Source organism: Rhodococcus sp. A14 (genome assembly GCF_011603105.1).
Classification (GTDB): Bacteria; Actinomycetota; Actinomycetes; order Mycobacteriales; family Mycobacteriaceae; genus Rhodococcus_F; species Rhodococcus_F opacus.
Map to the genome: position 1 here is coordinate 66,161 of NZ_JAAOQS010000018.1, position 12,910 is coordinate 79,070.

General features: G+C 66.4%; 10 protein-coding genes and 1 pseudogene. 6 read left to right on the forward strand and 5 right to left on the reverse strand.

Annotated elements, in window-relative coordinates:
- Positions 1–23: 23 nt before the first annotated feature.
- Together G9373_RS12725 and G9373_RS12730 are read right to left on the reverse strand one after the other, a co-directional pair.
- The gene (locus tag G9373_RS12725) at positions 24–1,580 is read right to left on the reverse strand and encodes an aldehyde dehydrogenase family protein (protein ID WP_065491298.1); all 1,557 of its coding nucleotides are present in this window, start codon (positions 1,578–1,580) and stop codon (positions 24–26) included.
- Positions 1,581–3,029 (reverse strand): VOC family protein, encoded by a 1,449-nt coding sequence (locus G9373_RS12730; protein ID WP_005571352.1) that lies wholly within the window; start codon positions 3,027–3,029, stop codon positions 1,581–1,583.
- A 170-nt stretch (positions 3,030–3,199) separates the two neighbouring features.
- Between G9373_RS12730 and G9373_RS12735 the strand changes: the two genes are divergently transcribed.
- Positions 3,200–4,117, forward strand: coding sequence for a LysR substrate-binding domain-containing protein (locus tag G9373_RS12735; protein WP_167115328.1), 918 nt, complete (start codon positions 3,200–3,202; stop codon positions 4,115–4,117).
- A 29-nt stretch (positions 4,118–4,146) separates the two neighbouring features.
- Here G9373_RS12735 and G9373_RS12740 read toward each other — a convergent pair whose 3' ends face one another.
- Entirely contained in the window at positions 4,147–5,277 is a 1,131-nt protein-coding gene (locus G9373_RS12740; RefSeq protein ID WP_167115331.1) for a helix-turn-helix domain-containing protein, read from the reverse strand.
- Positions 5,278–5,573: 296 nt separating this feature from the next.
- Here G9373_RS12740 and G9373_RS12745 point away from each other — a divergent pair, with 296 nt between their 5' ends.
- A complete protein-coding gene (locus G9373_RS12745) occupies positions 5,574–6,998 on the forward strand; it encodes an amino acid permease (RefSeq protein WP_005253123.1) in 1,425 nt (474 codons plus the stop codon).
- Positions 6,999–7,139: 141 nt separating this feature from the next.
- On the opposite strand, the gene G9373_RS12750 is transcribed toward G9373_RS12745, so the two are convergent.
- Positions 7,140–9,989 (reverse strand): FAD-binding and (Fe-S)-binding domain-containing protein, encoded by a 2,850-nt coding sequence (locus tag G9373_RS12750; protein WP_167115334.1) that lies wholly within the window; start codon positions 9,987–9,989, stop codon positions 7,140–7,142.
- 51 nt (positions 9,990–10,040) lie between these two features.
- Here G9373_RS12750 and G9373_RS12755 point away from each other — a divergent pair, with 51 nt between their 5' ends.
- Positions 10,041–10,769, forward strand: coding sequence for a GntR family transcriptional regulator (locus G9373_RS12755; protein ID WP_167115337.1), 729 nt, complete (start codon positions 10,041–10,043; stop codon positions 10,767–10,769).
- 103 nt (positions 10,770–10,872) lie between these two features.
- Here the strand turns inward: G9373_RS12755 and G9373_RS12760 are convergent.
- Positions 10,873–11,040, reverse strand: a pseudogene (locus tag G9373_RS12760) (YetF domain-containing protein); the annotation flags it as partial.
- Between the two features lie 265 nt (positions 11,041–11,305).
- Between G9373_RS12760 and G9373_RS12765 the strand changes: the two are divergent.
- The 3 genes from G9373_RS12765 (at position 11,306) to G9373_RS12775 (ending at position 12,790) form a co-directional block, all read left to right on the forward strand.
- Positions 11,306–11,575 carry a Rho termination factor N-terminal domain-containing protein gene (locus G9373_RS12765; protein ID WP_005253118.1) on the forward strand — a complete coding sequence of 90 codons (270 nt, stop codon included), beginning with the start codon at positions 11,306–11,308 and terminating at the stop codon, positions 11,573–11,575.
- A gap of 81 nt (positions 11,576–11,656) precedes the next feature.
- Positions 11,657–12,070 carry a VOC family protein gene (locus G9373_RS12770; RefSeq protein ID WP_167115340.1) on the forward strand — a complete coding sequence of 138 codons (414 nt, stop codon included), beginning with the start codon at positions 11,657–11,659 and terminating at the stop codon, positions 12,068–12,070.
- A gap of 132 nt (positions 12,071–12,202) precedes the next feature.
- Entirely contained in the window at positions 12,203–12,790 is a 588-nt protein-coding gene (locus G9373_RS12775; RefSeq protein ID WP_037202772.1) for a TIGR03086 family metal-binding protein, read from the forward strand.
- Positions 12,791–12,910 lie beyond the last annotated feature (120 nt).

Here is a 12,910-nt window from a genome sequence, read left to right on the forward strand (position 1 = left end):
CGTGCGATTCGAAAGCGGGGATGTCAGCCGAAGTTGACGCCCTGAGCCAGGGGCAGCTCGCGGGAGTAGTTGATGGTGTTGGTTGCCCGGCGCATGTAGGCGCGCCAAGCATCCGAGCCGGATTCGCGGCCGCCGCCGGTGGTCTTCTCGCCGCCGAATGCGCCGCCGATCTCGGCGCCGGACGTGCCGATGTTGACGTTGACGATGCCGCAGTCCGAACCGTCGGCGGCGATGAACCGCTCGGCCTCACGCTGGTCGGTGGTGAAGATCGAGGACGACAGGCCCTGCGGGACGTCGTTGTGCAGGGCGATCGCCTCCTCGAACGTGTTGTAGGTCAGCACGTAGAGGATCGGGGCGAAGGTTTCGTCCTTGACGATCTCGCTCTGGGCCGGCATCCGCACGATCGCCGGCTCGACGTAGTACGAGTCTTCGCTGCTCGGGCGGCGTTTTCCGCCGACGAGGATCTCGCCGCCTTGCGCGACCGCCTTCTCGAGGGCCGCGGTCATGTTGGCGTGGGACTTGCCGTCGATCAGCGGGCCCACGAGGGTGCCGTCGGCGAACGGGTCACCGATCGGGAGGCGGCCGTAGACCTGGGAGATCCGGTCGATCAGCGCGTCGGCGATGTCCTGGTGGACGATGATGCGGCGCATCGAGGTGCAGCGCTGGCCGGCGGTTCCGGCAGCGGCGAAAACGATTCCGCGGGTAGCGATGTCGAGGTCCGCCGACGGTGTGACGATCGCAGCGTTGTTTCCGCCGAGCTCGAGGATCGCGCGGCCGAAGCGGGCGGCGACGCGGGGAGCGATCTGCTCACCCATCCGCTCGGAACCGGTAGCGCTGATCAACGGCACCTTCGGGCTGTCGATCAGGGCCTGGGTGTCGGCGGCACTCGCCGAGACGAGGACATTCAGGTTGGCCGGGGCGCCGGATTCTTCTGCGGCACGGTCGAACAGCGCCGAGCATGCGGCGGCGGTGAGGGTGGTCAACTGAGCCGGCTTCCAGACCACCGAATCCCCGCAGACGATGGCAAGAGCCAGGTTCCAGGACCACACCGCGGCCGGGAAGTTGAACGCCGAGACGACACCGACGACACCGAGCGGGTGCCAGGTCTCCATCAGTCGGTGTCCGGGACGCTCCGAGGGCATGGTGCGGCCGTCGAGCTGCCGGGACAGACCAACCGCGAAGTCGCAGATGTCGATCATCTCCTGGACCTCGCCAAGGGCCTCCGAGCGGATCTTGCCGACCTCGATGCTGATCAGGTTGGCGACGTCTTCCTTGTGCTCGGTGAGCAGTTCACCGAGGCGTTTGATCAGGAATCCGCGGACCGGGCCGGGAACGGTGCGCCACTGCAGAAACGCCTCGTGGGCGGCATCGATCGCGGCCTCGACGTCGGCGGCGCCGGCCGCGGGATAGTCGAACAGGCGCTCCCCCGTGACCGGGGTGCGGGTGGTGATGGTGTTCTCGACCCCAGCGGTGTCGAGTACGGCCGGGTCGACCCCACATCGCTGCAGGCTGGTGCGTGCGAGCGTGCGCAGTTCGTCGGTGGTGGGCAGGGCGATGGTCTCGGCGACAGCGGTGCTCATTTACTTGACTCCTTGGGTAGCGATGGGTGCCGGTTCTTCGATGGGTCCGCAAATTTCCAATTGGTTGGCAACGTGATCGAGGGATGCGCGGCGGATCCCGTCGTAGAGCGTGTACGGGTCGTGCAGTGGGCGGCCCAGAACTCCTTCCATCCAGGCGGCGTCGATATCGGTCGTCGACTGTGTGGTGTCCTTGTGTCCGTCCGAGGTCAGGTTGGACTGGAAGATCCCGGCCGCGGATCTCGGCAGGAAATCCTCGTAGACGATCGGCTCCGGGCGGACCCAGCCCTGATCGATCAGATCCTGGAGTGATCGCCCGGGCACCGTGCCGTTGCGCTGCTTGTCGGTGTCGACCCGGTAGGTGAAGTACGCCAGATCGTGCAGGGCAAGCCCCTGCTCGGTGGCGGGCACCTGCTGGTTCCACAGCTCGGCGGCGATCTCGTTGCGTACCTCGGCCGACACCGGAGCGGTCGCGGCCGCCTCTCGGACCGCCTGCTCGACCTCGACGGTCAATCGGTCGTAGACCTCGCGGCCGCGGACGGTGGCGGCGATACCGCGGGCCTCCACCTCACCGAAACGCACCCGCAGTGAACCCTTCTCGACGCTGCCGTCGGGTTCGCGGAACACCCGCGGTTCGGCGAGAGCCCGGAACGAGGTCTGCCGCAGCAGCAGATCCGGACCGGCCCACCGCGGCGGACCCTGGATCGTGTCGATCATGTCGATCCGGCGACGCTCCATGCGGGCGTAGAGATCGTCGATGTCGAGCACGCGAGGGGTCAGGTGGTTGATGTGTGTGCTGGTGACGCCACCGATATCGGCGGCCACCGAGGAGACCTGCTCGAGTTCGCGGTACCAGGCGCGGTCGACGGCCTCGGTGGACAGCTTGAATGCCGCGGTGGCCAACGTCAGGAACATCTCGGCGTCACCGGAATTCAGCCCCCGGTACTCGGTCGCCCGGTCGGCGAGGACCAGCAGTTCGGTGGTGAACAGCCTGCGCTTGGCGAGGAAGCTTTCCAGGCGTTGCTGCAGATCGGCGCTGAAGAAGCGGCGATCCGAGGGCACCAGCATGGAGGTGAACACCCGGAAGGGGTTGCGCGCCAGTTCGTCCGGGTCCGTCGGACGGAAAGCCGTCGAGACGACCGGAACCGAACTGGCAGCGGCCTCGCGCAGGTCGTAGAACCCGACCGGGTACATGCCCATAGCCGCGAACACGCGGGCGACCTGGGCCATCTCCTGCGGGGTGCCCACTCGGATGGCCCCGTGACGTTCGGCGGTGACCCGGGCGATGGAACCCAGACGTTCTGCGCCCGCACCGAGATCCGACAGCACGGTGTCGTTGACGGCCTGCGATACCTCGAGCAACGTGGTGTATGCGGGAACTTCCTTCCCGTACAGATGCGAGAGACGGCGAGCGAACTCGGCGCGCAGTTCCCACTGCTGGGTGATCGGCATGGCGTGCAACTCCAGGGTCGATGAGGATCGGGTGAGATCGCGATCGTGGTCGCCGGCCGGCTACGAAGAGCTCCGACGTGTCCGACGTTTCGTTCCGCACGTTCATCGTGGTCCGCGGAAATGAATAGCACCAGCGAAGAAAGTTTGCCACCACCGTTTAGAATCTCTATATGAATATGAGCTTGGCGCACCTCGTGGCACTCCGAGAGCTGGCCCGGCGTGGAACGATGGTCGCGGTCGCCGAGGAACTCGGGTACACCGCGGGCGCCGTATCACAGCAGATCGCAGCCTTGGAGAAAGCCGTCGGCTCCCGGCTCGTCACCAAGGTGGGTCGCAACGTCGTGCTCACCGATTCCGGGACCGTTCTGGCCGAGCACGCGGTGAAGATCTTGAGCGCGGAGCAGCGGGCCCTCGACGCGCTTCGCGCGGTGCACGACGACGTCGCTGCGCCTCTTCTTCTCGGCACCTTCGGCAGTACCGCTGCGGCGTTGTTGCCACCGGTGGTGGCCGCAGCGCAGCGCAAGTACCCGCATCTCGCCCTGAGCAGCCGTGAACTCGACGTCGACGAGGCCGCCACCGCGGTCCAACGCGGTCAGGTCGACGTCGCCTTCGGGCTGGACTACCCCAATTCACCGATGCCCCGCACACCGGATATCGAGATGATCACCCTGCGCAGCGAGCGATTCGGACTCGCCGTCTCCTCCGGTGCCTACGGCATCCGCACCGAAGGCACCATCGATCTGCGCGAGGCCGCGGAGTGGAACTGGATCCTGCCGCCCGCGGAAACCCAGTTCGGTCGCGCTGTTCGTATCGCCTGCCGCCAGGAGGGTTTCGAGCCGATCGTGCGGCACGAAATCGTCGACACCGCCGTGTCTCTGGCGCTGGCCGGAAAGGGGTTGGGGGCGGCGCCGGTCACCGACCTGATGATGAGGCTCAACAGTTCGGTGCCGATCATCCGCGTCGACCTGGAGCAGGAGATCGGTCGGCGAATCGTCCTCATACGCCTCGCCGGCTCGGATACCAGGCCTACGGTGCGGGCCGTCACCGACATCGTGCGCGCCGCGGTCGACCCGGCGGCGGCCGAGTAGATCTGATCGCCTGATCGGAGAAACAGCAGTCAGGCCTGCTCGCCGTTGCGCCCCTCTTCGGTGCCGAGATGCTCGAAGATGAAGCGCCCGAGGGTGAGGCCGACATGCAACTCGAGGCGCTGCGCACCCACCGAAAGATCGAGGCCGGTGATTTCCTCGATCTTCGCGAGGCGGTAGTACAGGGTCTGGCGGTGAATGCCGAGTACACCGGCCGTGGCGCCGGTGTCACCCGCCTGGTCCAGGTAGGTCCGCGCGGTGACGAGCAGGTCGATGTTGCGGTGGTCGAGCAGGGCCCGCACGGACGGGGTGAGGACTGCATCGGCGAGGACGCTGGTGGGTCCGCATGAGGACAGCCGGTAGATGCCGAGTTCTTCCCAGTAGGCGATCGGTCCCATCGATTCGTCGTGCCGGGCGACCCGGACGCCGAGTTTGGCCTGCTGCCAGCTTCGGCGCGCAGATCGCAACCCCTGATACGAACCCCCCACACCGACCAGAGCGCCGGCACCCGCGCCGCTCTCGGCAATGGACCGAACGGGGTCGACGGCGCCGTCGCCGGCGGGAACCATGACCGCGGTCAGCGATCCGATCGGTGCCAGCAGGGTGCGGGTGCCGGGGGCGGGCAGGAGACCGTCGACGGCCAGCACGGTCAACGCACTGCCGTCCGGGAAGAGTCCGGAGTCTTCGATGCGAGTAATCGCACGGGCGAAAGCCTTTCGGTCACCCTCGAGGAGGTCTGCGACGGCGACCGCCATATCGTCCCGGCCCCGGGAGGTGTGTGCGAGTTGTGCGCCCGCCTGCCCGGCCAGGGACATCGCGGCGGTGAGATCGCCGTCGGACACGGCGCCGTTCTCATCCGGAAGGACGAACAGATATCCGTACGCCGTGCCTGCGCAGCGGGCCGGAAGGCAGATCCGCGACGACGCCTCGATGTCTGGATTCTCTGGCGTAATTACTGGGCGCGTGGTATCCGCAATCCCGAAACTTTCGTACCACGCACGCGCCTCCGGCGGGCAACTGCGGGCGAGGATCGACTGCACCCGATCTTTGTCGACGTCCGGCGACTGGGTGCTGTAGGCGATCAGCGAAAAGGCCCGGTCGACCAGGACCACCGATGACGACAGGCGTTCGGCCACCTCGGTGACCACTTCATCGAGATTCACTCCACCATCTCCGTGAACAGCGTATTTCGTGAGCGATAACTATGGCGATCATTCCGAGTCGGCCATACAAGTGTCTGACTGTCGGGGCGGAAAGTTCTGACACCTGTCCCTAGCATGCTACGTGATCGGCCGTTACGTTGATCACACACGAACGGAAGTCCGCCATCTGGCTGGGCCCTGGACGGCATTTCCGTCCTCGGCCCGTCACGGTATCTCGGCGTCCGATCGCGCCTGCGACCACCGGGGCACAGCTCGCGCTTTCGATCTCGTGTCCGACTCGACCTTTGGAGCGTTTGATGTCCACTCTCGAACAACCGCCCGAGACGTTGCAGAAGTCTCTGAAACAACGACACCTCACCATGATCGCGATCGGAGGTGTCATCGGCGCAGGCCTCTTCGTGGGATCGAGCGCCCTGCTGCACACCTCCGGGCCCGCAGCATTCGTGTCCTACGCGATCACCGGTGTCGTCATCGTCCTCGTGATGCGCATGCTCGGCGAAATGGCCACCACCAACCCGTCGACCGGATCGTTCGCCGGCTATGCACGCAAGGCCTTCGGGGGGTGGGCAGGCTTCACCACCGGCTGGCTGTACTGGTTCTTCTGGGTCGTCGCGGTCGGCGCCGAAGCCGTCATCGGCGGCAAATTGCTGCAACGCTGGATCGACCTGCCCTCCTGGGTGATGGCGGTCGTCCTGTTGCTGGCCATGGTCGCCACGAACCTCCGCTCGGTCCGCAACTTCGGCGAGTTCGAGTACTGGTTCGCAGGTATCAAGGTCGCCGCGATCCTGCTGTTCCTCGGCCTCGGTGCCGCCTACGTCTTCGGGCTGTGGCCCAGCCATTCCGCTGACTTCTCCAACCTCACCGATCACGGCGGCTTCACCCCCAACGGTTGGACCGTCATACTCTCCGGCGTCGTCGTCGCCGTCTTCTCCATGGTCGGCCCCGAAATCGCCACCATCGCCGCAGCCGAATCCGCCGAACCGGAGAAGGCCGTCGCCAAGGCCACCAATTCCGTGATCGCCCGCATCGGGTTCTTCTACATCGGCTCCGTGCTGCTGCTCGCCATCATCGTGCCCTGGACCGACGTCAAGGTCGGCCAGTCGCCGTTCGTCGACGCCCTCACCCACATGGGCATCCCCGGCGGACCCGACATCATGAACGCTGTGGTGCTCGTCGCCGTACTCTCCTGCCTGAACTCCGGCCTCTACACCTCCTCGCGGATGCTCTTCACCCTCGCGCACAAAGGCGATGCGCCACAGAGCATCGCAAAGCTGGACAAGCACGGCGTTCCCCGCAACTCGCTGCTCCTTGCGACCCTCGTCGGCTTCGCCTGCATCGGCCTCGACTACCTCTCCCCCGAAACCGTCTTCGCCTTCCTGCTCAACGCCTCCGGCGCCACCATCCTGATGGTCTACCTGATGATCGCGATGTCGCAGATCAAACTGCGCGGCCTGATGACCCGAGAAGAAGTCGCCCGACTCCGCCTGAAGATGTGGCTGTTCCCCTACCTGTCTATCCTCGCCGCCGGCGGCATCCTCGCCGTGCTGGTGTCGATGTTCTACGTCGAATCGTCGCGCTCGCAGATCTCCCTGAGCGTCGGAGCCCTTGTCGCGACGTTGATCGCCTACCGGCTTCGCCGTCGCATCAACCCCCAGCGTCCGCTCGCGGACAACATCTCCGTTCCCGCTCCTGGGCCGATCACCAGGCCCGCCTCGAAGTAGCACCCGGGGTGGCGGCGAGTGAGACCCACGGTCTCCCGCCGTCACCCCCTTTGTTTGTGTGCACGCCCGAGAGGGGTGCTCCCGCACATGGTGTGCTGGAGCACCCCTCTCGACGTTTCCGATCCGAGGGACCACCGATGGTCAGTCCCGTCGACGCACAGCATCGGCGTCGAGCTGAGCGGCGAGCAACTGCGCCAAGTGGTCACCGCGACGATCGGTCAGATCCGACAACTGGGTCCGGCAGGAGTAGCCGTCGGCCAGGATCGTCGTGTCCGCATCGGCCCCCACCACGGCGGGCAGCAATTGCTGTTCGGCGACAGCCACCGACACCTCGTAATGCCCCTTCTCCACGCCGAAGTTGCCGGCCAACCCGCAGCATCCGCCCAGTCGCTGAACCTGCGCACCGGCCTTCTCGAGAAGCTGCGCGTCCGGACTCCACCCCATCACCGAATGATGATGGCAGTGCGGCTGCGCGACAACGGACTTGCCTTGGAGAGACGGCGGTTCCCACCCTCGGTCCGTCAACAGTTCCGCGAGGGTGCGAGTTGCCTCGGCGACCGGTTCTGCCGCCGACGTACCCAGCAGTTCCGCGGCGTCCGAGCGCAACACACCCGTGCAGGACGGCTCCATTCCGACGATCGGAATTCCGGCCGCGGCACTACCGGACAGTGCGTCCACGGTGCGGCCGAGGATCTTCTTCGCCGCGGTGAGCTGCCCGGTGGAGATCCAGGTGAGCCCGCAGCACTGCTGCTTGTCGGTCAGTTGCGGCCGGTAACCGGCGGCCTCGAGCACCTGCACCGTGGCGTGCCCGACTTCGGGGGTGAAGTAGTTGGTGAACGAATCCACGAACAGCAATACCGGGTCACCGGTAGTGGCACGGTCGTTTTCCGTGGTCTTGAACCAGGACCGGAACGTCTGCTTCGCGAACGGTGGGATGGTGCGGCGCTTGTCCACCCCGGCCGACGACAACGCCAGCGGTCCGATGCCGGGAACGCGCATCGTGGCGTTGACCAGACCGGGCGCGCGGCTGGCGATCTTCGCCCAGCGCGGGAGCCACCCCAGCGAGTAGTGCGAGGCGGGCCGGACGCGGCCCTTGTAGCTCTGGTGCAGCACTTCGGATTTGAACGCGGCCATGTCGACACCGGTCGGGCAGTCCGAGGAGCACCCCTTGCAGGACAGACACAGGTCGAGGGCGTCGTGAACTTCGGGTGATCGCCAGCCACCCTCGATGCCGGTGCCGTTGATCATCTCCTGCAGCACGCGCGCGCGGCCGCGGGTGGAGTCCTTCTCCTCCCGGGTCGCCTGATACGACGGGCACATCACTCCCCCGGTGGCGGTGTTGTCGGCCCGGCATTTTCCGACGCCGGTGCAGCGGTGCACCGCCTGGGTGAAGTCGCCGTCGTCGTGGTGGTAGGCCAGGGCCAGGTTGCGGCGCAGGAGTGGGGCTGCGGGGATGCGCAGGTCCGCGTCGACCGGACGGGGGTCGACCACGACACCGGGGTTGAGGATGTTGTCTGGGTCGAAGACGTGCTTGACGGCAGCGAAGAGATTCATTGCGTCCGGTGAGTACATCAGCGGTAAGAGTTCGCTGCGGGCGCGACCGTCCCCGTGCTCCCCGGACAGGGATCCGCCGTAGCCGGCGACGAGTGTGCTCGCCGAGACCAGGAAGTCGCGGAAGATGCCGCTGCCGCCGGGCTTGTCCAGCGGCCAATCTATGCGCACGTGCAGACATCCGTCACCGAAGTGCCCGTACGGCAGGCCGGTGACGTGGAATTCGTCCATCAGGGCGTCGAAGTCGCGTAGGTAGTCGCCGAGCATGGCCGGCGGTACTGCCGCGTCCTCCCAGCCCGCGTGTGCGGGCAGGCCGGCGGGACTGCCGCCGGCGAGTCCGGCACCATCGGCGCGGATCCGCCACAGCTGGGCGGTACGGCCCGCGTCGGTGACCACGAGGCTGTCCACGGCTCCGCAGTCGCGTCCGACCTGCTGGGCCCTGGCGATCGTCTCGTCCAGGTCGTCGCCGACGACCTCGACGAACAACCAGGCCGCCCCGGTGGGCAACGGCGGAACCGCGTCCGGGCCGCGGCGCTCACGCACGACCTCGACGATCCGGGAATCGATACCCTCGCAGGCGGTCGGATCGAACTTCAGCACCAGCGGGGTCGCGTCGCCCGCCGACGCGATGTCGGCGTATCCCAGCACGACCAGGACACGGTGGGCGGGCTCGGACACCAAGCGGACTGTCGCACGAGTTGCCACCGCGAGGGTGCCCTCCGTGCCGACCAGCATGCGGGTCACGTCGAACCGATTCTCCGGCAGGAGGTGTTCGAGGGCGTATCCGGACACCTGACGGCCGAATTGCCCGAGTTCGGTACGAATGGTCGCCAAACCGGCGCGGGTGACCTGCTGCAATGCACTCAGTGCCGGGGAAGCCGTCACCTCGCCGGCCGAACCCAGGTGCAACGACTCCCCGGTTCCGGTCAGCACGTGCAAACCCGTCACATTGTCCGAGGTCCGGCCGTATCCGAGCGTGCGTGAACCGCAGGCATTGTTTCCGATCATGCCGCCGATGGTGCAGCGGGTGAACGTCGACGGGTCGGGCCCGAATCGCAGGCCGTGCGGTGCAACGGCCTGCTGCAGCACCGTCTGAATCGTCCCCGGCTCGACGGTGGCGGTCTGTGCGTCCCTGTCGATCGAGAGCACCCGGTTCATGTGTCGGCTGAAGTCGAGAATCAGTCCCGTCCCGACAGCGTTACCGGCAACGGACGTGCCGCCACCTCGCGAGGTCAGCGGCACGCCCTCTCGGCGGCACACCTCGAGGGCGGCAGCGACCTCGTCGGCATGGCGTGGCCGCGCGACGACCAGTGGCCGCACCCGGTACAGGGACGCATCGGACGAGTAGGCAGCGCGGGTGGTGCCGTCGGAGAGAACATCGCTCACTCCCGAACTGCGCAGCTCAGCGGCCAGTGATTCAGCGGAGATCATTCGTAGCATGCTACAACCTCTAGCATGCTACGAACAGCCCTGAGTTGTTACAGTGATCGGGTGGCAGACGAAGCGCTCGAACTCGAACCGCTCACCCCGTTCACGGGCCGACGGATGGAGCAGGCGATCGCGGCGGTACGGGCGGCCATCGACGACGGCCGCATGAAACCAGGAGTGAAGTACTCGGTCTACCAACTCGCCGAGGGCCTGGGCATCTCCCGAACCCCGGTGCGGGACGCTTTGCTGCGCCTGGAAGAAGTGGGACTCATCAAGTTCGAAGCACGCCAGGGCTTCCGCATTCTCCTCCCCCGGCCGAAGGAGATCGCGGAGATCTTCGCAGTCCGGTTGGCCCTGGAACTTCCCGCGGTCCGCAAGGCCGCAACCGTGGCCGACTCCACGCTCTCGGACGCACTGCTCCGGCAACGACGCCTGATGCAGGACGCCGCCGCGGGCGGCGACGAACACGAGTTCGCCCACCACGATCTCGGGCTTCACGACCTGATCCTCGACGCCGCCGACAACGCCCGTGCCCGTGCGATCGTCAAGACCCTGCGTGAGACCACCCGGCTACTCGGGGCCAACACCGCCGACAGGACCCGAACTCTCACCGACATCGACGACGAGCATGCGCCCATCATCGATGCCATCATCGCCGGGGACCCCGACCGAGCCGAAGCCGCGATGCGCGTTCACCTCGTCAACACCGGGAAACTTCTTGTCACCCAAGCTGTTCTCAGCGACGACTCAGGCCTCTCCGTCGACGAGATCTGGTCGGCCGTCATCGCCTGACCAACGCGTCAGCTCGGCGGCGGCTTCTCCGGTGTCGTGCGCCGGCGCACGCCAAGCGCTGGCCAGGGACGGGACGCCGGGCAGGCACGACTCCCACCGCATCTCACGCGATGCCCGGTTGCTCCGGCGCGCCTTCGCCCGCGCCACCCGCCCGGGTGAATAACGAGACGCGGCGGTTGGTCTCGAGCACGGCAAGCTCGATTTCGTCGAACCGGCGGATGCCCTTCTGCCGGGCATCCGACATCAGGTCGTCCAACGACATTCGCTCGGTACCGCACCTCTTCGGAGCCAGGCGACGGCCGGTGTGCGAGCACGCTCCCGGACACCGTCGAGCACCGAATCCGGGACATGGGCGGTGGAGATCATCGTCCCAACGTCTCACGAACTGGCGGTCCGCGAAGTCCTATCTGCGTGTGCTGCGACATCAATTCGATAACTGCGCGACCGCACGGCACACGAGTCGTTGTTTGACTCACCTGCGGCACGGGTAGGCGGAATACGCAGCACCGTCAATGTTTCGGAGGGAGGAACACGAGATGGCACGCAAAGATTCGCAACCCCAGCTCAAAGACCAGGACATGTACGAGGAACTCCGCGAGAAGGGCGATTCCAAGGAGAAGGCGGCACGAATCTCCAACGCCGCGGCCAGTCGTGGTCGCAAGAACGTCGGAAAGTCGGGCGGGAAGTCGCCGTCATACGAGGACTGGACCGTCGACGAGCTCCAGAAACGTGCCAAAGAGCTGGGTTTGCACGGCTATTCGAAACTGAACAAGAAGGAGCTCATCGACGAGCTTCGCAATCACTAGCCCGGCGCCCGTTCTGCGGGGCCACACGGTCCTGCGTGATCGCGGCCTCGCCAGTTGCAACCAGGAGGACAGGAGAACAACGTGCTGCTCGATGGGATCAACCACATTGCCTGGATCTCCATGGACGCCGCCCGGTTGGGCCGGTTCTACGCCGACGTGTTCGACGCCGACGTCGGACCCACACGCACCCACGGCGACGACGGCAAAGAAACGATGACCATCATCCGCATCGGCCCGCACACCGAGCTGAACATCTTCGTGATCGAAGGCAACACCGAACCCGAGCGCCAAACACCCATGTGGGGACGGGGACGCATCGATCATGTCGGCCTGCAGGCCGCCTCCCACGAGGCATTCGCCACGATTCGGCAACGCCTCATCGACGAGGCGGCCAGCGACGGAACCGTCAACGACTTCGGCGCCGTCCAGAGCATCTTCTTCCGCGACCCCGACGGACTCGAAGGGGAAGTACTGATCGCCAAGTCCTCCCGGTAACACCGCCGTGGACGGTCACCGGGAGCTCGACCCCTCATGCCGATGACCCGGATTCCGACCTCGACCGGTGCCGCCCGTCGTAACGTAGGACCTCCATCGACCTTCCAGTGACCGATGCGAGGAGTGCTGAAGATGTTCGATCTCCGACCCGCCGCCGACGTGATGGCCGCTCTCGTCGAGTCCGTGCGCGACGACCAACTCACCGCACCGACACCGTGCCCGGAGCTCACGGTCGGTGAACTCCTCGACCACATCGACGGGCTGTCACTCGCGTTCACCGCCGCCGCGACGAAGACCCCGCCGGCCGGGGGCAGCCAACCGCCCTTCGCCGACGCCGCTCGCCTCGGCACCGACTGGCGCACCCGGATCCCGCAGCGTCTGGCCGCCCTGGCCGGAGCTTGGCGCGAGGAGCCGGCATGGCACGGGATGACCCAGGCAGGCGGACTCGACCTACCGGCCGACATCGCGGGCGCGGTCGCGGTGGACGAGATCGTCGTGCACGGCTGGGACCTCGCCGTCGCCACCGGCCAGAACTTCCACTGCACACCGGAACTACTCGGCGCCGCATACGAGTTCGCGAAGTCGTCAGCCGACCAGAACCCCCACGGCACACCTGGACTGTTCGGGCCACCGGTGAGCGTTCCAGACTCCGCGCCACTGCTCGAACAACTGCTCGGCCTGACCGGCCGCGACCCACGGTGGGTGCCCACCGCCACGTAGCAGTCCGCACTGTCCGCCGCGGACAAAGACCGGGGCGAACTCGAGCCCGGCGGAATATTTCGGACCGCACTCCCCCCGCATAGTGTCGTGGATCACACGGCAAAGCGAAGGGGATCGAAA

Excerpts from the sequence above, each read along its gene's own strand:
- G9373_RS12725 (WP_065491298.1), bottom strand. The coding sequence starts at position 1,580 with ATGAGCACCGCTGTCGCCGAGACCATCGCCCTGCCCACCACCGACGAA.
- G9373_RS12730 (WP_005571352.1), bottom strand. The coding sequence starts at position 3,029 with ATGCCGATCACCCAGCAGTGGGAACTGCGCGCCGAGTTCGCTCGCCGT.
- G9373_RS12735 (WP_167115328.1), top strand. The coding sequence starts at position 3,200 with ATGAATATGAGCTTGGCGCACCTCGTGGCACTCCGAGAGCTGGCCCGG.
- G9373_RS12745 (WP_005253123.1), top strand. The coding sequence starts at position 5,574 with ATGTCCACTCTCGAACAACCGCCCGAGACGTTGCAGAAGTCTCTGAAA.
- G9373_RS12750 (WP_167115334.1), bottom strand. The coding sequence starts at position 9,989 with ATGCTACGAATGATCTCCGCTGAATCACTGGCCGCTGAGCTGCGCAGT.
- G9373_RS12765 (WP_005253118.1), top strand. The coding sequence starts at position 11,306 with ATGGCACGCAAAGATTCGCAACCCCAGCTCAAAGACCAGGACATGTAC.
- G9373_RS12775 (WP_037202772.1), top strand. The coding sequence starts at position 12,203 with ATGTTCGATCTCCGACCCGCCGCCGACGTGATGGCCGCTCTCGTCGAG.